15 protein-coding genes are annotated in these 16767 nt (G+C 63.8%); 9 read left to right on the forward strand and 6 right to left on the reverse strand.

Translation table 11 applies throughout. The features are described from left to right. Window positions 1–3 precede the first annotated feature (3 nt). Both V6590_RS16560 and rsmI read right to left on the reverse strand, forming a co-directional pair. Window positions 4–366 carry a YraN family protein gene (locus V6590_RS16560; protein WP_335424788.1) on the reverse strand — a complete coding sequence of 121 codons (363 nt, stop codon included), beginning with the start codon at window positions 364–366 and terminating at the stop codon, window positions 4–6. Beyond that, window positions 366–1232, reverse strand: coding sequence for a 16S rRNA (cytidine(1402)-2'-O)-methyltransferase (rsmI, locus tag V6590_RS16565; RefSeq protein ID WP_335424789.1), 867 nt, complete (start codon window positions 1230–1232; stop codon window positions 366–368). Before rsmI ends, V6590_RS16560 begins: the two co-directional genes overlap by 1 nt. 96 nt (window positions 1233–1328) lie before the next feature. Between rsmI and V6590_RS16570 the strand changes: the two genes are divergently transcribed. Genes V6590_RS16570 through murJ form a run of 3 tightly spaced genes read left to right on the forward strand, consistent with a single transcriptional unit; the run spans window position 1329 to window position 6831 of the window. After that, complete coding sequence (locus V6590_RS16570) at window positions 1329–2510, forward strand: penicillin-binding protein activator (protein WP_335424790.1); 1182 nt, start codon at window positions 1329–1331, stop codon at window positions 2508–2510. Between the two features lie 44 nt (window positions 2511–2554). Further along, the gene (locus tag V6590_RS16575; protein ID WP_335424791.1) at window positions 2555–5290 is read left to right on the forward strand and encodes a [protein-PII] uridylyltransferase; all 2736 of its coding nucleotides are present in this window, start codon (window positions 2555–2557) and stop codon (window positions 5288–5290) included. Further along, window positions 5287–6831, forward strand: a complete 1545-nt coding sequence (murJ, locus tag V6590_RS16580) for a murein biosynthesis integral membrane protein MurJ (RefSeq protein WP_335424792.1) — start codon at window positions 5287–5289, stop codon at window positions 6829–6831. Before V6590_RS16575 ends, murJ begins: the two co-directional genes overlap by 4 nt. Before the next feature lie 33 nt (window positions 6832–6864). Here the strand turns inward: murJ and V6590_RS16585 are convergent, their stop codons facing one another. Continuing rightward, window positions 6865–7566, reverse strand: coding sequence for a rhomboid family intramembrane serine protease (locus V6590_RS16585; RefSeq protein ID WP_335424793.1), 702 nt, complete (start codon window positions 7564–7566; stop codon window positions 6865–6867). Between the two features lie 88 nt (window positions 7567–7654). Between V6590_RS16585 and trpS the strand changes: the two genes are divergently transcribed. Continuing rightward, window positions 7655–8698, forward strand: coding sequence for a tryptophan--tRNA ligase (gene trpS / locus V6590_RS16590; RefSeq protein ID WP_335424794.1), 1044 nt, complete (start codon window positions 7655–7657; stop codon window positions 8696–8698). Window positions 8699–8841: 143 nt separating this feature from the next. After that, the gene (locus V6590_RS16595; RefSeq protein WP_335424795.1) at window positions 8842–9336 is read left to right on the forward strand and encodes a VOC family protein; all 495 of its coding nucleotides are present in this window, start codon (window positions 8842–8844) and stop codon (window positions 9334–9336) included. A gap of 10 nt (window positions 9337–9346) precedes the next feature. On the opposite strand, the gene V6590_RS16600 is transcribed toward V6590_RS16595, so the two are convergent. Beyond that, complete coding sequence (locus V6590_RS16600) at window positions 9347–10219, reverse strand: DMT family transporter (RefSeq protein WP_335424796.1); 873 nt, start codon at window positions 10217–10219, stop codon at window positions 9347–9349. A 117-nt stretch (window positions 10220–10336) separates the two neighbouring features. Between V6590_RS16600 and V6590_RS16605 the strand changes: the two genes are divergently transcribed. From V6590_RS16605 to V6590_RS16615, 3 genes are all read left to right on the forward strand, one after another. Then, window positions 10337–11188: an AraC family transcriptional regulator gene (locus V6590_RS16605; RefSeq protein WP_335424797.1), complete on the forward strand. Its 852-nt coding sequence runs from the start codon at window positions 10337–10339 to the stop codon at window positions 11186–11188. 70 nt (window positions 11189–11258) lie between these two features. Then, window positions 11259–12338: a phenylalanine--tRNA ligase subunit alpha gene (pheS, locus tag V6590_RS16610; protein ID WP_335424798.1), complete on the forward strand. Its 1080-nt coding sequence runs from the start codon at window positions 11259–11261 to the stop codon at window positions 12336–12338. A gap of 43 nt (window positions 12339–12381) precedes the next feature. Next, a complete protein-coding gene (locus tag V6590_RS16615; protein WP_335424799.1) occupies window positions 12382–12813 on the forward strand; it encodes a hypothetical protein in 432 nt (143 codons plus the stop codon). A 48-nt stretch (window positions 12814–12861) separates the two neighbouring features. Here the strand turns inward: V6590_RS16615 and V6590_RS16620 are convergent, their stop codons facing one another. Continuing rightward, window positions 12862–13761, reverse strand: coding sequence for a calcium-binding protein (locus V6590_RS16620; protein ID WP_335424800.1), 900 nt, complete (start codon window positions 13759–13761; stop codon window positions 12862–12864). Between the two features lie 45 nt (window positions 13762–13806). Then, on the reverse strand, window positions 13807–16110 hold the full coding sequence (locus tag V6590_RS16625) for a DNA topoisomerase IV subunit A (protein ID WP_335424801.1): 2304 nt from the start codon (window positions 16108–16110) through the stop codon (window positions 13807–13809). 135 nt (window positions 16111–16245) lie between these two features. Here V6590_RS16625 and V6590_RS16630 point away from each other — a divergent pair, with 135 nt between their 5' ends. Continuing rightward, complete coding sequence (locus tag V6590_RS16630) at window positions 16246–16731, forward strand: SH3 domain-containing protein (protein WP_335424802.1); 486 nt, start codon at window positions 16246–16248, stop codon at window positions 16729–16731. The last annotated feature ends 36 nt before the right edge of the window (window positions 16732–16767 follow it).

The raw sequence follows: 16767 nt of genomic DNA on the forward strand, positions 1-16767 counted from the left end.
CAATCAGGCCGCAAAGGCATTCTCGACAATCTCGATCAGCCCCTGCCCATCGACCAACGCCACATCAAAGCGCGCAGGTGTCAGTTGCCCGGCAGGCTCGCTGTCCAGAAACTCGGCGGCCGTTGCATAAATTCGCGCCATCTGGCGTGGGCGCAGATGTTCGGCGGCCCGGGCATGCGTGCCACTGTGCTTGACTTCGATAAAGATGATCTCGGCCCCGTCTCGCGCAATCAGATCGATCTCGCCCGCCTGTCCGCGCCAGCGACGCGCGACAATCTGTCGACCACCGCCTTCGTAAAGACGCTCGACAGCGCCCTCTGCCGCTTTACCTGCGTGATAGCTGACTGCGCCCTTGTGACTGCGCATCACTCCCCCGTCAATTTCAACGCGCGTTGATAGACGTCCCGTTTCGGCAGCCCCAACGCTTCGGCCACCAATGATGCCGCATCCTTTACCCGATGCTGCGACAAGGCCTGACGCAGCGCCGCATCTATATCTGCCTCTTCGGCCGGCGCCTCTGCCGCCCGATCCAGAAGCACAACGATTTCACCCTTCACCTCTCGCCCGTCCAGTTCGGCGGACAGGTCTGCCACGGTGCCGCGCAGCACTTCCTCGAATCGTTTGGTCAGTTCACGGCAGATCACCATCTGCCGATGTTCACCAAATGTTTGCGCCAGATCCACTAACAAATCCTTAATGCGCTTGGGCGATTCATACAGGATGACCGTCGCCTGCTGCGGGGCAAGGTCTTGCAGGAACCGCAACCTTGCGGCCTGCGCCGATGGGGCGAAACCGGCAAAAAGAAACCTGTCACTGGGCAGGCCCGAAACCGTCAGCGCAGCCAGCACGGCCGAAGGGCCGGGGGCTGTGCGCACCGGCAGGCCTGCGGCAATGGTCGCCCGTCCCAGCTGGAACCCCGGATCGGCGACAAGCGGCGTGCCAGCCTCCGAGGCATAGGCAACCGATTTGCCTTCGGTCATCGCCGCGATCAGCCGGGGGCGGGCCTGTTCGCCATTATGCTCGTGATAGGCCACGAGAGGCCGTCCGTTCAGCGCGATGCCATGAATTTCCATCAGGTGGCGCAGGGTGCGTGTGTCTTCGGCGGCCAGAACATTTGCCGACGCCAGAATATCCAGCGCGCGCAAGGTGATATCCCGCGCCGCGCCGATCGGTGTGGCGACAAGGTGCAGGCCCGGTTCCAGTCTTGCCATCATCGGCCCCGATCCGCTCATCTGCTACCATCCCCTGTTCCAAAGTTGCCATCCTTCGCCCCGCCGCGTATCCTGCGCCAGTCAAAGCCGTTGCCCCCGCAGAGTGAGGAAGTCCGCATGTTGTCCGTTTTCACCAAGGCCCGCAAGTCATTGGGCCGCCTTGGCGCTTTGGCCGGAGCCGCGTTGCTGGCTGCCTGTGTGCCTGCGGGCGGTCCGATCGGTGGCGGCGGCCAGCAGATCGACCCGAACGCGCCCGTACCGGTCGCGCTCTTGGTGCCCTCGGGATCGGGACAGGCTACGGACGAGTTGATCGCGCGCAACCTTCAGAATGCGGCGCGGCTGGCGATTTCGGACCTTGGCGGCGCAAAGATCGACCTGCGGGTCTATCCGACGGCCGGTCAACCCGCGCAGGCCAGCGCGATGGCGATCAAGGCCGTGGATGAGGGCGCAAAGATCATCCTGGGTCCGGTCTATGCCCAGGAAGCCAATGCCGCCGGGGTGGCCGTGGCCGGACGCGGTGTGAATGTCCTGTCCTTCTCGAACAACACCGATATCGCGGGCGGGAATGTCTTTGTGCTGGGGGCAACCTTCCAGAACAGCGCTGATCGCCTTGGTCGCTTTGTTGTGCGCGCGGGCAAGGGACGCGCCGGTATCCTCTATGGCAACGATCTGCCGGGCCAGGCGGGCCGAACTGCGCTGGCTTCGGGCATTCAACGGGCTGGCGGTCAGATTGTGTTTCAGCAAGGCTATGAGGTGTCGCAGAACGGGATCACCGCAGCCGTGCCGGGGATTGTCGCGGGGCTCCGTAATGTCGGCGCGCAATCGGTGTTCATGACTGCCAATACCTCGACCGATCTGCCCCTTGTCAGCCAGATGCTGCGCGACAACGGCATTGTGCCACCTTCGACGGCGCTGGTCGGGCTGACCCGTTGGGACATCCCGGCACAATCCGTCAGCCTGCCCGGGCTGCAAGGGGGGTGGTTCGCCCTGCCCGACCCGGGCCTGTCGGCACAATTCCAGTCGCGCTATCAGGCCGCCTATGGCGAACCCCCGCATCAACTTGCAGGTCTCGCCTATGATGGCATCGCGGCCATCGGCGCTTTGGTCAAGCAGGGCAACCGCAATGCTGTCACCGCCCAGGCGCTGACCCAGGGGTCGGGTTTCGTCGGCGTCAACGGCATCTTCCGCTTGCGACCGGATGGCACGAACGAACGCGGGCTGGCCATCGCCACCATCCAGAACAACCAGCTGACCATCCTGGAACCCGCCCCGCGCAGCTTTGCCGGCGCCGGTTTCTGACGGGCACCCCGATCTTGCACCGCGCCGCCATTTCGTCACAGGACATGCTGCTTCCGGGGGTCGAGATCATCGACCCCCGCGCAGTTTTCGCTGCCATTTCTGCCGATCTGAGCGGCTTGACCGACCCGCGACAGGCGCGGTCGATTGCCGTTCAGCACCTCACGACCGCCAAGGCTGCCGCCAATGCCGCGCTGGCCGAGGCCTTTGCCGCCCGCCCGCTGGAGGCAAGGGCACTGACCCGTGCACAAAGCCACCTGACCGACGGGCTGGTGACCGTGGCCTTTGATCTTGCGCATCAGCATTTCCATCCGCTGCCCAACCCGACCGAGTCAGAGCGGCTGGCGGTGCTGGCGGTGGGCGGCTATGGCCGGGCCGAGATGGCCCCGTTTTCGGATGTGGACCTGCTGTTCCTGACGCCGTGGAAAACCACGCCCTGGGCCGAAAGCGTGATCGAGACCATGCTTTACATCCTGTGGGATCTGAAGCTGAAGGTCGGCCACAGTTCGCGCACGGTGAAGGACTGCCTGCGGCTGGGGCGCGATGACATCACGATCCGCACCGCCCTGCTGGAACATCGCTTCATCACTGGCGACAGCGGCCTGGCCCGCGATCTGGACGAGGCGCTCTGGGCCGATCTGTTCCGCAATTCGGGCCCCGAATTCATCGAGGCGAAACTGGCCGAACGGGCCGAACGGCACAAACGCCAAGGCGGCCAGCGCTATGTGCTGGAACCCAACGTGAAAGAGGGCAAGGGCGGGCTGCGCGATCTGCAGACGCTGTACTGGATCGGCAAATACCTGAACCGGGTCAGCGATCCGGCCGGGTTGGTAACCGCCGGGCTGCTGGCGCAGGAGGAGTTCGCCACCTTTGCCCGGGCCGAGAACTTCCTCTGGGCGGTGCGCTGCCATCTGCACTACATCGGCAAGCGGGCGGTGGACCAATTGACCTTCGACATGCAGGTCGAAGTGGCGGCACGAATGGGCTATGCCGATGCGGGCGGGCGCCGCGCGGTCGAGGTCTTCATGCAGGACTATTTCCGCCATGCCACGCGGGTTGGCGAATTGACCCGCATCTTCCTGACCGAACTCGAAGCCCGTCACGCCAAGGCCGAAGCCGGGCTGATCGGCTTTTTCCGCCGCAAGAAAAAGCTGCGGGCAGGGCTGAAACTGTCGCAGGGCCGGCTGGATGTGGTCGATACCAAGACCTTTCTGGCCGACAAGCTGAACCTCTTGCGCATCTTCGAAGAGGCGCTGCGCACCGGCTATCTGATCCACCCGAACGTGATGCGACTGATCGCGGCCAACCTGCACCTGATCGACGACGAACTGCGCGAGATGCCCGAGGCACAGGCGCTGTTCCTGGACCTGCTGCTGAAACACGGCAACCCGGAACGGGCGCTGCGCCGCATGAATGAACTGGGGGTTCTGGGGGCCTTCATCCCCGAATTCGAACCCATCGTCGCGATGATGCAGTTCAACGTCTATCATCACTACACGGTGGATGAACACATCATCCAGTGCATCTCGACCCTGGCGCAGATCGAACGCGAGGAACTGGTCGAGGAACTGCCACTGTCGTCGTCCATCCTCAAGGGTGGCGTCAGCCGCAAGGTACTGTATGTGGCGCTGCTCCTGCATGACATCGGCAAGGGCCGGCCCGAGGATCATTCGATTCTGGGCGCCCAGATCGCCCGCCGCGTGGCCCCCCGGCTGGGGCTGGATGCCGAGGAATCGGAAACCGTGGAATGGCTGGTGCGTTATCATCTGCTGATGTCCGACATGGCGCAAAAGCGTGATATCGGCGACCCGCGCACCGTGCGCGATTTTGCCAAGGCGGTGAAGACGCGCAAGCGGCTGGACCTGCTCACGGTGCTGACAGTCTGCGATATCCGCGGTGTCGGCCCCGGCACCTGGAACAACTGGAAAGCCATGCTGCTGCGCCAGTTGCACCGCGACACGACCGAGGCGCTTGAAGGCGGGTTGGAAAACATCAACCGCGACCAACGCGAGGACGAAGCCAAGCGCGCCCTGCGCGAGGTGCTGACGGACTGGGATCCCAAGGATCTGCGCAGCGAACTGGCCCGCCATTACGCGCCCTATTGGCAGGGGCTGATGACGGAAACGCAGGCCGTGTTCGCCCGGCTGCTGCGCGGTCTGGGCGATGACGAAATCCGCATCGACCTGCATCCCGACAGCGCCCGCGATGCGACCCGCGCCTGTTTTGCCCTGTCAGACCATCCGGGCATCTTTTCGCGGCTGGCCGGGGCCTTGGCGCTGGTCGGGGCGAATGTGGTCGATGCCCGCACCTATACCTCGAAAGACGGCTATGCCACGGCAGTGTTCTGGGTTCAGGATGCCGAAGGCCACCCCTACGAGGCCGCACGCCTGCCCCGCCTGCGCAGCATGATCGACAAGACGCTGCGAGGCGAGGTCATCGCCCGCGATGCGCTGAAGGACCGCGACAAGGTGAAGAAGCGCGAACGCGAATTCCGCTTTCCGACCCATATCACCTTCGACAATGAAGGATCGGAAATCTATACGATCATCGAGGTCGATACCCGCGACCGGCCCGGCCTTCTCTATGATCTGACGCGAACGCTGGCCGCCAACAACATCTATATCGCCAGCGCGGTGATCGCGACCTTTGGCGCGCAGGTGGTGGACAGTTTCTATGTGAAAGACATGTTCGGCCTGAAGCTGCATACCAAATCCAAGCGCGAGGCCCTGGAAAAGAAGTTGCGCCAAGCCATCACCGAGGGCGCGGAACGGGCCGAGGCATGACCAGATCGCTGATCCGCAATGTCGTCACGCTGGGCGGCTGGACGCTATTGTCGCGCGGCGCGGGGTTTGCGCGCGACATCCTGATGGCCAGCTATCTGGGCGCGGGTCCGGTGGCCGATGCCTTTCTGGTGGCGCAATCGCTGCCCAACATGTTCCGCCGCTTCTTTGCCGAAGGGGCCTTCAATTCGGCTTTCGTGCCGATGTTTTCCAAGAAGGTCGAGGCGGGCGAGGATGCGCAGGCCTTCGCGCAGGATGCGTTCAACGCCATGGCCGCGCTGTTGGTGGTCTTTACCGTGATCGGCACGCTGGCCATGCCCTGGCTTGTCTGGGCCATGGCCTCGGGATTTGCGGCCGACAGCCGCTTTGCCCTTGCCGTGACCTTTGGCGAGATCGGCTTTTCCTACATCCTGTTCATCAGTCTGGTGGCCCTGTTGTCGGGCGTTCTGGTGACCAAGGGCCGCTTTACCGAAGCTGGCTTTGTGCCGGTGTTGATGAATCTGGCCTTCATCGCCGCAATGTATCTGGCGGATTGGCAGGGCTGGGACATGGGGCTGACACTGGCCTGGACCTTGCCGCTGACCGGGGCGCTGCAATTCGCCTATACGTGGTGGTCGGCCCGTGCGGTGGGGCATCGCTTCACGCTGGGCCTGCCACGCTTGACGCCCGAACTGAAACGGCTGGCCATCATCGCCGGGCCTGCAATCCTTGCGGGCGGTGTGGTGCAGATCAACCTTCTGGTCGGGCGGCAGGTTGCGTCATTCACCGAAGGGGCGGTGGCCTGGCTGTCCTATGCCGACCGGCTGTATCAGCTTCCGCTGGGCGTGGTGGGCATTGCCATCGGTACGGCGCTGCTGCCGGATCTGAGCCGCCGCCTGCGGGCGGGCGATGCCGAGGGCGGGCGGGCCAGCCTGAATCGCGGGGCCGAATTCGCGCTGGCGCTGACCATTCCGGCTGCCGTGGCCCTGGTGGTGATCGCCATGCCGCTGGTCGAGGTGCTGTTTCAGCGCGGGGCCTTCGGGGCCGATGATACCGCCAATACCGCGCTGGCACTGGCGGCCTATGGGTTGGGGCTGCCAGCCTTCGTGCTGCACAAGGTGTTTCAGCCGCTGTATTATGCGCGCGAAGATACCCGCCGCCCCTTCCGCTTTGCGCTGTGGTCGATGGTGGTGAATGCGGGGCTTGCGGTGGCGCTGATGCCGGTGATCGGCTTTCTGGCGGCGGCGCTGGCCACAACCGTCTCGGGCTGGATCATGGCCGGTCAATTGTGGTGGGGTGCCCGCCGCATGGGCGCCGAGGCCCAGTTCGACGCCCGTTTCCGCGCCCGGCTCTGGCGGATTGCCGTGGCCGCTGCGGTCATGGGGGCAGTGCTTTGGGTTCTGGCGATCGTGCTGGGTCCGATGCTTGATACCCGCGCCTTGCGCTGGTTTGCCCTGGCAGGCCTGATCGGCGGCGGCATTGGCAGCTATTTCGGCACCGGCTTTCTGATCGGCGCCTTTCGTCTGGCCGAATTCAAGGCGGCCTTGCGGCGCAACAAGGGATAGCGGGCACGGGGCCGGGATCACCGGCCCTGCCCTTCAGCGTTGGCGCAGCCGCGCCCGCACCCGCGCGATACCGCCGGGGCTGACCACGAAGCTCAGCGCGAAGCCCACGGCAAACCCTGCCAGATCAGCCACCCATTCCGGCCCGCCCCCGAACAACAGCCCGAACACCAACTGCGCGCCCAGCAGGAAGCCGATCATCGTGAAAGCGCGGAACTGGGTCGTGCCGGTGCCCGCAAGCCGCACCCAGATCAGGAAAGTGAAGGCCCCGATCAGGCCATAGATCGCCGGATAGCCACCCACCAGCGGCAGGGTGATGACCGGAATCGCGGCATAGACCAGCGCCCCGCCGATGGCCGATCCGAAGAACACCGCCAGCACGGCCCACCAGCGGAAAATCTCGCCCACCATCTTGCCCAGGGCCAGCAGCATCACAACCACCATGACCGCATGGGTCAGGTTCACATGCACGAAGGGATAAGCCACCAGCCGCAACAGCGGCTCCAGCGGCCATATCCCGTTCTCGACCATCCAGCGCATCAGCTTGGGCGAAAAGGCCACCATCTGTATCGCATCCACCCGCCAGCCGATGCCAGCGGGGCCGCCGATCACGCCACGCCCGGCCAACGACAGCACCAGTTCAATCACGATCATCGGCAGCGCGAGCAGCCAGACCACCTTGGGCAAGGGGTTCATCGGCGCTTCCATCAACCCGTCATCCCTGCCCCTGATCGCCATTCCATCCCCCTTGATCGCGCGCCTTCATTGACGCCCACGCCGCCCGAAGGTAAGCCTGCCCGGCAGATTATTCCAGACGGAGTCCCCGATGTCCGAGCCGGTCCAAACGCCTCAGACCTTTTCCCCCCGCATCTTTTCGGGGATTCAACCCTCGGGCGGGCTCACGCTCGGCAATTACCTGGGCGCATTGAAACGCTTTGTGGACAAGCAGAACGAAGGGATCGAAACGATCTACTGCCTTGTTGACATGCATGCGATCACCGTCTGGCAAGACCCGGCCGCGCTGCGCCACCAGACGCGCGAAATGGCAGCCGGTTTCATCGCCGCCGGAATCGATCCGGCCCGATCGATCCTGTTCAACCAGAGCCAGGTGACCGCCCATGCCGAACTGGCCTGGATCTTCAACTGCGTGGCGCGCATGGGCTGGATGGGCCGCATGACCCAGTGGAAGGACAAGGCGGGCAAGAACAGCGAAAATGCCAGCCTTGGCCTGTTCGCCTATCCCGCGCTGATGGCGGCGGACATCCTGGCCTACAAGGCGACCCATGTGCCGGTGGGCGAGGATCAGAAACAGCATCTGGAGCTGACCCGCGACATCGCGGCCAAGTTCAACAACGACTTCAAGGTGAACTTCTTCCCGATCACCGAACCGGTGATCGAAGGCGCCGGGACGCGGGTCATGAGCCTGCGCGACGGATCGAAGAAGATGTCGAAATCCGATCCCAGCGATCAGAGCCGCATCAACCTGACCGATGATGCCGACACCATCGCCGCCAAGATCCGCAAGGCCAAGACCGATCCCGAACCGCTGCCCGATACGGTCGAGGCGCTGAAAGACCGGCCCGAGGCGCGCAATCTGGTGAACATTTATGCAGCGCTGGCCGGCAGCTCGCCCGAGGCAGTAGTGACCGAATTTGCCGGGGCGCAATTTGGCAGCTTCAAGCCGAAACTGGCCGATCTGGCAGTGGCGGTTCTGTCGCCCATCACCGCCGAGATGAGCCGCCTGATGCAGGACCCGGCCGAGATCGACCGCATCATCGGGCAGGGCGCGGCCCGGGCCGATGCCATTGCGCGCCCGATTGTCGATCAGGTCTATGACATCGTCGGCATGATCCGGTCGCGCCAGATCTAACCCTGTCGCCCCCGGTCTGTGGCCTGCCATCGCTGCGGCAGCACCGACCGGGGGCGCAAGACTGCACAGACCCTGTGCCGCGCTGCGCCTTATCGCAGCCCCCTGCCCCGGCTATGTTTCCTGCATGAAAAGGAGGCACCGCCATGACCACCACACCCGTTCATCCCGCCACCCGCATCGGCCATGTGCATCTGAAAGTGGCCGATCTGGATCGCGCGATCGGCTTCTATTCCGGCATTCTTGGCTTTGAGGTGACCCAGAAATACGGCAGGGATGCCGCCTTTCTGAGCGCCGGGGGCTATCATCATCACATCGGGCTGAACACCTGGGAAAGCAAGGGCGGCCAGCCGCCCGCCCCCGGCACCACCGGCCTTTACCACACCGCCTTCCTCTATGCCGACCGGACGCAACTGGCCGATGCGCTGCGCCGTCTGGTCGAAGCGAATTATCCGCTGGAAGGCGCGTCAGATCATGGCGTGTCCGAGGCGATCTATCTGCGCGACCCCGATGGCAATGGCGTGGAACTGTATCGCGACCGGCCCGAGGCAGAATGGCCGCGCAATTCCGATGGCAGCCTTGCCATGGTCACCGCCCGGCTGGACCTGAACAAGCTGCTGGCCGAGGCCCCAGCCCATTGATCGGCCCGGGTCAGGCGCGGCGGGGGGCGAACATCACCGCATTCCCCGCCAGCGTCAGCCCCAGCCCCGCCACGACCAGCGGCGTCCAGACAAAGCCCTCCCACAGGCCCGATGCGATCAGCGCGATCACCGGAAAGCAGACCGTTGCATAGGCGGCCTTGGCCGTCCCGATCCGCGCGACCAGCATCAGATAGGTGGTAAAGGCCACGACCGACCCCGCCACCGACAGATAGACCAACGCCCAGACATAGCGGGCACTGTCGGGCATCACCATCGGCGTGCCGGTCGCGCCCATGATCGCCAGCAGGATCAGCGCGCCATAAGCCATGCCCCAGGCATTGGCCGTCAGGGGCGGGATGCCCGCCGACGAATTGCGCCGCGACACCATGTTGCCGAAGGAAAAGAACAGCGTGCCAAGCGCGGCCAACCCCATGCCCTTCAGCGTGTCGCGGTCGATTTCATGCCCCATCAGATCGGGGGCGAACAGCAGCACCAACCCAGCCGCCCCCAGCAAGGTGGCCCAGACAGCGCGCGGATGCACCCGATCGCCAAAGATCAGCCGCGCATTCACCGCGTTATAGATCGTCGCCAACGAGAAGATCACCGACACCAGACCGGACGGGATGAAACGCGTCGCATTGTAGAAACAGATGAAATTCATCGAGAACAGGCAGATGCCCTGCAGAAGGATGAATCGGTGCTGGCGCAACGCAACAGGCACCAGCCGACCGGCCAGCGCCAGCCCCGGCAGCATCAACAGCGCCGCCAGTGCAAAGCGGTAGAACACCGATGTCAGCACCGGCACCTCGCCCAGTTGAAAGGCGATGGCGATCCAGGTGGTGCCCCAGATCAGGACAGTGGCGGCAAACAGGGCAAGCGTCATGGCAGTCTCCTTCATCGCCCTGCCATAGCCGCCGGGATGCGGGGACGCTTGCACGATCTTGCGCAAATCCCGCCTGCCGCGATTGCACCCCCCGACCGGGCTGCTAGGGTGCGCCTCATGCAGATGCCCCGCGCCACCGTATTTGACCGTCTTTCCCAGTCGCAGGCGCGGCTGCTCTGGGCGCGCGATCTGGGCGAAGGCTTTGCCCTGGCACAATGGACCAATGCCACCGACCATGTGCGCTATGAAGATACCCGCCAGCATGTGCTGAGCCTTTACACCCATCGCGGGCAAGACAGCGCCCGGCTGGACCGGGGCGGGATGCGCGGCCATCCGGGGGCGCTCTCGCTCATGCCGCAGGGGGCGAGTTCGGATTGGGAAATCGGTGGCAGCTTTGCCTTTCTGCACCTGTATATCCCCGATGACGCCCTGCGCGGCTTTGCCGCCGAAACGCTAGACCGGCAACCAAGTAGTTTGGCCCCGCGCGATGTGACCTTTGCCGATGATCCGGTTCTGGCTGCGCGTCTGGCTGAACTCGCAGCGGCCCCGGCCCCTGTCGCGGCCCGTCAGGCCCTGACCGAGGTGCTGCACAGGCTGCTGACCCAGCCGACATGGTGCGGCGGCACGCTCGACCGTCAGCGCGGCGGGCTGGCACCGCGGGTGCTGGCGCGGGTGCGTGCGCGCATGCAGAGCGATCTGGACCAGCCGCTGCGGCTGGCCGATCTGGCGGCGACGGCAGGCCTGTCGGAGTTCCATTTCCAGCGCGCCTTCCGCGCCTCGACCGGGTTCAGCCCGCATCAGGCGTTGGAGCGGCTGCGCATTGAGCGCGCCGAGTCGCTCATTGCCGCGGGCGAACCGCTGGCCGATGTCGCCGCCGCCTGCGGCTTTGCCCATCACAGCCACCTGACCCGCGCCTTTCGCAAGGCGCGCGGGGTTGCGCCTTCCGTCTGGCGGGCCGCCACGCGCTAAGGCATGCCGCCGCCCTTGCAAATCGGCCCCTGCCCCGTTAGCACCCGGACGAAAGCTTCAGAGGTGTGCCATGGACCTGACCGAACTGCGGGGCAAGTATATCGACCTGGTGGCCAAGGCTGCCGACGAAGCAGCGCTGGAAGAAGTCCGGCTGGCTGCGCTTGGCAAGAAGGGCGAGATTTCCGCGCTGATGGCGGGCCTGGGCAAGATGGAGCCCGAGGCGCGCAAGGCTGCGGGCGCCGCGATGAATCTGGTCAAGGACGAGATCGATGCCGCGTTGCGTGCCCGCAAGGCCGGGTTGGCCGATGCGGCGCTGGAGGCGCGGCTGAAAACCGAATGGCTTGATGTCACCCTGCCGGGCCGGCCGCGCCGAACGGGCAGCATCCATCCGGTCAGCCAGGTGATGGAAGAACTGACCGCGATCTTTGCCGATATGGGCTTTTCGGTGGCCGAAGGGCCGCAGGTGGAAAGCGACTGGTACAATTTCGACGCGCTGAACATGCCGCCCGAACATCCGGCACGGCAAGAGCATGACACGTTCTTCATGGCGCGGGCCGAGGGTGACAACCGCCCGCCGCATGTGCTGCGCACCCATACCAGCCCGGTGCAGATCCGCGCCATGATGGACAAGGGCGCGCCGATCCGTGTGATCGCCCCGGGGCGCGTCTATCGGATGGACATGGACCAGACCCATACCCCGATGTTCCATCAGGTTGAAGGGTTGGCCATTGACCGCGACATCAGCATGGCCAATCTGAAATGGGTGCTGGAGGAATTCTGCCGCGCCTTCTTCGAGGTGGACCGCGTGGAACTGCGGTTCCGCGCCAGCCACTTCCCCTTTACCGAACCCTCGGCCGAAGTGGATATCCGTTATTCCAACGTGGGTGGCCAGCTGAAGATCGGCGAAGGCGACAAGTGGATGGAAATCCTCGGCTCCGGCATGGTGCATCCCAAGGTGCTGGCTGCGGCAGGGGTAAACCCTGACGAATGGCAGGGCTTTGCCTTTGGCATGGGGATCGACCGTCTGGCCATGTTGAAATACGGCATTCCCGACCTGCGCGCCTTCTTCGAAGCCGATCTGCGCTGGCTGCGGCATTACGGGTTTTCAACTCTGGCCATGCCCGATCTGGCAGGCGGTCTGAGCCGTTGATCCAAAGGGGGGCCGCTGGCCCCCTTTTTTGTTGAAAGGACTGATGATGAAAGCACTTTCCATGGTTCTGGTTCTGGCCGCGGGCACCGCACAGGCCGAGGTGGCGTTGCAGGTCAGCTTTTCCGATGCCGCCCGTGCAAAGCTGACCGAGCTTGGCGAAAGGGTCGTGGTCAACGCCATGTATTATGGCGAACCGACCGAAGCCGGTCAGCCCTATGCCGATGATGGCATGGGGCTGGTTTCACTGGGGGATGAGGTATTCACGCTTTGGCCCCGCGATCAGGTGGTCACGCTGGGTGGCGCCATGGCGGGGCTGCCGCTGGATCTGGTGGTGGAACCCGGTCTGAACGTCAACATCTACTCCGCCCGCTTTGCCCATGAGGACAACCTGCTGGATTGCGGGCTGGTTGATGCGCCCCTGCGCGAGGTGGAGGCCGCACCGCAGGCCATATATTGCAAGCTGATCGGTGAATAGCCGCGCCAAGGTGGGCGGGGGGCAGCACCGCCCCCCGGCATAGACAGTTCAGAGGATCAGGATATCTGCGGCTGTCAGGGCAGTGCCATCGACCAGATCTGCCAGCAGAACCTTGGCACCGCGCCCATTGCCATCGGCATCGAACCACAGCTGTCCGCTCGATTTGTGGTAAATCACGCGGTCCCCGGCGTCCGTCGCACGGCTACCAGCCACAAACGCATTGGCAGACAGCACGCCCGTTCGCGACAGGCCGGCAAAAGCGCTGCGATCCAGCGCAATCGTATCCCAGGCCGCGTTGAAATCGGTGATGGTATCCACATTGGTCCGGCTGTTGGGCGCGCTGTCGAACAGAAAGACATCCGCGCCGTCCCCACCCGAAAGCCGATCTTTCCCCGTTCCACCGCTGAGCGTATCGTTCCCTGTCCCGCCATCCAGGCGATCCGCCCCGGATCCGCCCTTCAGCGTGTCGCGCCCGGCATCGCCCCAAAGAGTGTCCTTGCCAGCATCGCCGATCAGAAGATCATCACTGCCCAGCCCACGGATGACATCATTGCCCCCAAAGCCGCGCATCTCATCTTCGCCGTTGCTCAGGGTGATCGTATCGGCCTTGCCAAGCAGCAACGTGTCAAGCGCAGTCCAGTTCCTGGTCGTGACAAAGTTGAAAAACTGCTTGGCAGAGACATTGAGGTCGCTCCAAACCATCAGTCTGGTTCCCTCAATGCTGACCTCGATACGGCTGACAGTCCCGGATGGCATACCCACAATGCGGTCACCATTCATGACATAGGTAAAGCCCGTGCCGATGAAATCGATACGCCCCTCGTCCTCTTCCAGCCTGAGCAACGTTGTGTTGCGCGCCGTGTAATCCAGCAGCAACAAATCGGCCAGCACAGAAGAAGACAGAAACTCAATGCCGATCGCATTGGGGTTGAGGGTCAGGTTTGACACAGAAATTCTCCTCGATAAACACAAGGCTGGGTGGGCATGAAATGTTCAGGTGAACCGGTTGTCGCGCGGGAAACCGCGCGGAGCCATTGCCCCTGCACTGGCGCGGGCGCCCTTCCATTGCGTCAGGTCGGGTTCCGTGCGGGTGCGGCCCGCCGGGTCTTTCCATGTCAGGCCATCGGCGAGCGTGAAGGTGATGGCATCAGACAGCCCGCCATCCTTGTATTTCTGCAGCCGCACGCCCTTGCCCTTGGCCATTTCCGGCAGATCGGCCAGCGGGAAGACCAGCAGCTTGCGGTTTTCGCCCACCACGGCGACGTGATCGCCGGTCACGCGGCGGCAAAGGGCGGTACGGACGCCCTCTTTCACCGTCAGAACCTGCTTGCCCGCGCGGGTCTGGGCCAGCACCTCGTCTGACGGCACGATGAACCCATCGCCCGCAGTTGAAGCCACCAGCAGCTTTTCACCGGCACGCCAGATCATCAGATCGGTGATTTCGGCATCATTGGGCAGATCGATCATCAGCCGGACCGGTTCGCCCATGCCGCGCCCGCCAGGCAGGTTGGCCCCCATCAGGGTGTAGAAGCGGCCATTTGCGCCGACGACGACGATCCGGTCGGTGGTTTCGGCATGAAAGACAAAGCGGCCTTCATCGCCATCCTTGAACTTCATCTCCTGATCCAGCGCGACATGGCCCTTCATGGCGCGGATCCAGCCCATTTTCGAACAGATCACCGTGATCGGTTCGCGTTCGATCATCGCCTCCAGCGGCACCTCCTCGACCTCGGCCAGATCGGCGAAATCGGTGCGGCGGCGGCCTGCTTCGGTGCCCTTGCCAAACTGGCGCTGCACATCGGCCAGATCGCGCGCAATGCGCGCCCATTGCAGGCCGACATCGGCCAGCAGCGCCGCCAGATCGGCGCGTTCATCACGCAGTGCATCCCGTTCGGCCACCAGTTCCAGCTCTTCCAACTTGCGCAAGGAGCGAAGCCGCATGTTCAGAATGGCCTCGGCCTGAACTTCCGACAATTCGCCCTTGCCCGGTTTGGGGGGCTGGTAATCGTCTTCGCTGGTCGCGCGGCGATGCTTCTTGCCCCAGCTTTCGGCCATCAACGCGGCCTTGGGGTCGGCATCATAGCGGATGATGTCGATCACCCGATCCAGATTCAGGAAGGTGATGATGAACCCTTCCAGAATTTCCAGCCTGTGGTCGATCTTTTCGATCCGATGCGCGGTGCGGCGCTGCAGCACGTCGCGGCGGTGATCCAGAAAGGCGCGCAGCACTTCGCGCAGCGAACAGACGCGCGGCACCCGTCCATCGATCAGCACGTTCATGTTCAGGCTGAAACGCAGTTCCAGATCACTGTTCTTGAACAGCATCCCCATCAGCATATCGGGGTCGATGGTGCGCACCCGGGGTTCCAGCACGATGCGGATATCGGCGGCGCTTTCATCGCGCACATCGGCCAGCGCAGGCACCTTCTTCAGCTGGATCAGCTCGGCCAGACGTTCGATCAGCTTGGATTTCTGCACCTGATAGGGAATTTCGGTGACCACGATCTGCCAGCCGCCACGCCCCAGATCCTCGACCGACCAGCGCGCCCGCATGCGGATCGCCCCGCGCCCCGTACGATAGGTGTCCAGAATGCTGTCGCGCGGCTCCACGATCACGCCGCCGGTGGGAAAATCGGGGCCGGGGATCAGCTTGACCAGGTCTTCATCGGGCAGATCGGGATCCTGGATCAGGGCCTGACAGCCATCGATCAATTCGTGCAGGTTATGGGGCGGGATGTTGGTGGCCATGCCCACGGCGATGCCGCTGGCCCCATTGGCAAGAAGGTTGGGGAAGGCGGCGGGCAGCACCACCGGCTCTTCAAGACGGCCATCGTAATTGGGACGGAAGTCCACGGCCGTTTCGTCGATGCCTTCCAGAAGCGCTTCGGTCAGGGCGGTGATGCGCGCTTCGGTGTAGCGGCTGGCAGCCGCATTATCGCCGTCGATATTGCCAAAGTTGCCCTGCCCGTCCACCAGCGGGTAGCGCATGTTGAAATCCTGCGCGAGACGCACCATCGCGTCGTAAATCGCGCTGTCGCCATGGGGATGAAAATCCCCCATCGTATCGCCCGAAATCTTGGCTGATTTCAGAAATCCCCCGGTCGGTGTCAGCCGCAGCCGCCGCATGGCCCACAGGATCCGGCGATGCACGGGCTTCAACCCGTCGCGCGCATCCGGCAAGGCGCGGTGCATGATCGTGGACAGCGCATAGGTCAGATACCGCTCGCCGATGGCACGGCGCAGCGGCTCGGCAATTTCCACGGGCTCGATCTTGGGGTCATCGGTATTTTCGGTCATGGATGTGGTGTAATGCGCCGCCGCGCGCCGGTCCAGCCGGATTTCCCGCAAGGGGGAAAAGCTGGTGAACTTTCCTCACGAAACCGTAAACCAACGTGATAAAAGACAGGCATTCTAGTGATTCCGGGTGCTGCCATGCTGCGTTTGCTTGTTCTTCTTTCTGCCTGCCTTTTTCTGGTAATGCTGATCGGGGGCCGAGATTACGGCCAGATGCGCCCCGGTCTGGCGGACGCACGTGACAAGGCAAGCGAACCGGTCATAGTCATGGCCCAACCCGCGCCGGAACACGCAGCCCCCCCGGTCGTGCAGGTGGCTTATGCCGCAGAACCTGAAATGCCGCTGGTCCTGCCCTTGGTGAAACCCGATCAGTCTGTTGCAACCGATGCGGTGCAAGCCATTGCAGAGCCCGCCGAACCTGCGGGCGAGATCCGCTATATTTCCGTCGGCTCGGTGAATGTGCGCGAAGGCCCTTCGACCGAATATCCGATGGTCGGGCGGCTGACGCGGGGCGAGGCGGCGCTGGTCATCTGGACCGAAGACAATGGCTGGGCCCGGATCAGCATCGAAGGCGATGGCCTGACCGGCTATGTTGCGGGGCAGTTCCTGTCGCCTGCCCCCTGACAGCCGCCACGACGCCACTGCCAGAGTTGCCAGCGC

Origin of the sequence: Gemmobacter denitrificans (genome assembly GCF_036964905.1) — a bacterium.
In the GTDB taxonomy this organism is placed as follows: Bacteria; Pseudomonadota; Alphaproteobacteria; order Rhodobacterales; family Rhodobacteraceae; genus Gemmobacter; species Gemmobacter denitrificans.

Excerpts from the sequence above, each read along its gene's own strand:
- V6590_RS16560 (WP_335424788.1), bottom strand. The coding sequence starts at position 366 with ATGCGCAGTCACAAGGGCGCAGTCAGCTATCACGCAGGTAAAGCGGCA.
- rsmI (WP_335424789.1), bottom strand. The coding sequence starts at position 1,232 with ATGAGCGGATCGGGGCCGATGATGGCAAGACTGGAACCGGGCCTGCAC.
- V6590_RS16570 (WP_335424790.1), top strand. The coding sequence starts at position 1,329 with ATGTTGTCCGTTTTCACCAAGGCCCGCAAGTCATTGGGCCGCCTTGGC.
- V6590_RS16575 (WP_335424791.1), top strand. The coding sequence starts at position 2,555 with ATGCTGCTTCCGGGGGTCGAGATCATCGACCCCCGCGCAGTTTTCGCT.
- murJ (WP_335424792.1), top strand. The coding sequence starts at position 5,287 with ATGACCAGATCGCTGATCCGCAATGTCGTCACGCTGGGCGGCTGGACG.
- V6590_RS16585 (WP_335424793.1), bottom strand. The coding sequence starts at position 7,566 with ATGGCGATCAGGGGCAGGGATGACGGGTTGATGGAAGCGCCGATGAAC.
- trpS (WP_335424794.1), top strand. The coding sequence starts at position 7,655 with ATGTCCGAGCCGGTCCAAACGCCTCAGACCTTTTCCCCCCGCATCTTT.
- V6590_RS16595 (WP_335424795.1), top strand. The coding sequence starts at position 8,842 with ATGACCACCACACCCGTTCATCCCGCCACCCGCATCGGCCATGTGCAT.
- V6590_RS16600 (WP_335424796.1), bottom strand. The coding sequence starts at position 10,219 with ATGACGCTTGCCCTGTTTGCCGCCACTGTCCTGATCTGGGGCACCACC.
- V6590_RS16605 (WP_335424797.1), top strand. The coding sequence starts at position 10,337 with ATGCAGATGCCCCGCGCCACCGTATTTGACCGTCTTTCCCAGTCGCAG.
- pheS (WP_335424798.1), top strand. The coding sequence starts at position 11,259 with ATGGACCTGACCGAACTGCGGGGCAAGTATATCGACCTGGTGGCCAAG.
- V6590_RS16615 (WP_335424799.1), top strand. The coding sequence starts at position 12,382 with ATGATGAAAGCACTTTCCATGGTTCTGGTTCTGGCCGCGGGCACCGCA.
- V6590_RS16625 (WP_335424801.1), bottom strand. The coding sequence starts at position 16,110 with ATGACCGAAAATACCGATGACCCCAAGATCGAGCCCGTGGAAATTGCC.
- V6590_RS16630 (WP_335424802.1), top strand. The coding sequence starts at position 16,246 with ATGCTGCGTTTGCTTGTTCTTCTTTCTGCCTGCCTTTTTCTGGTAATG.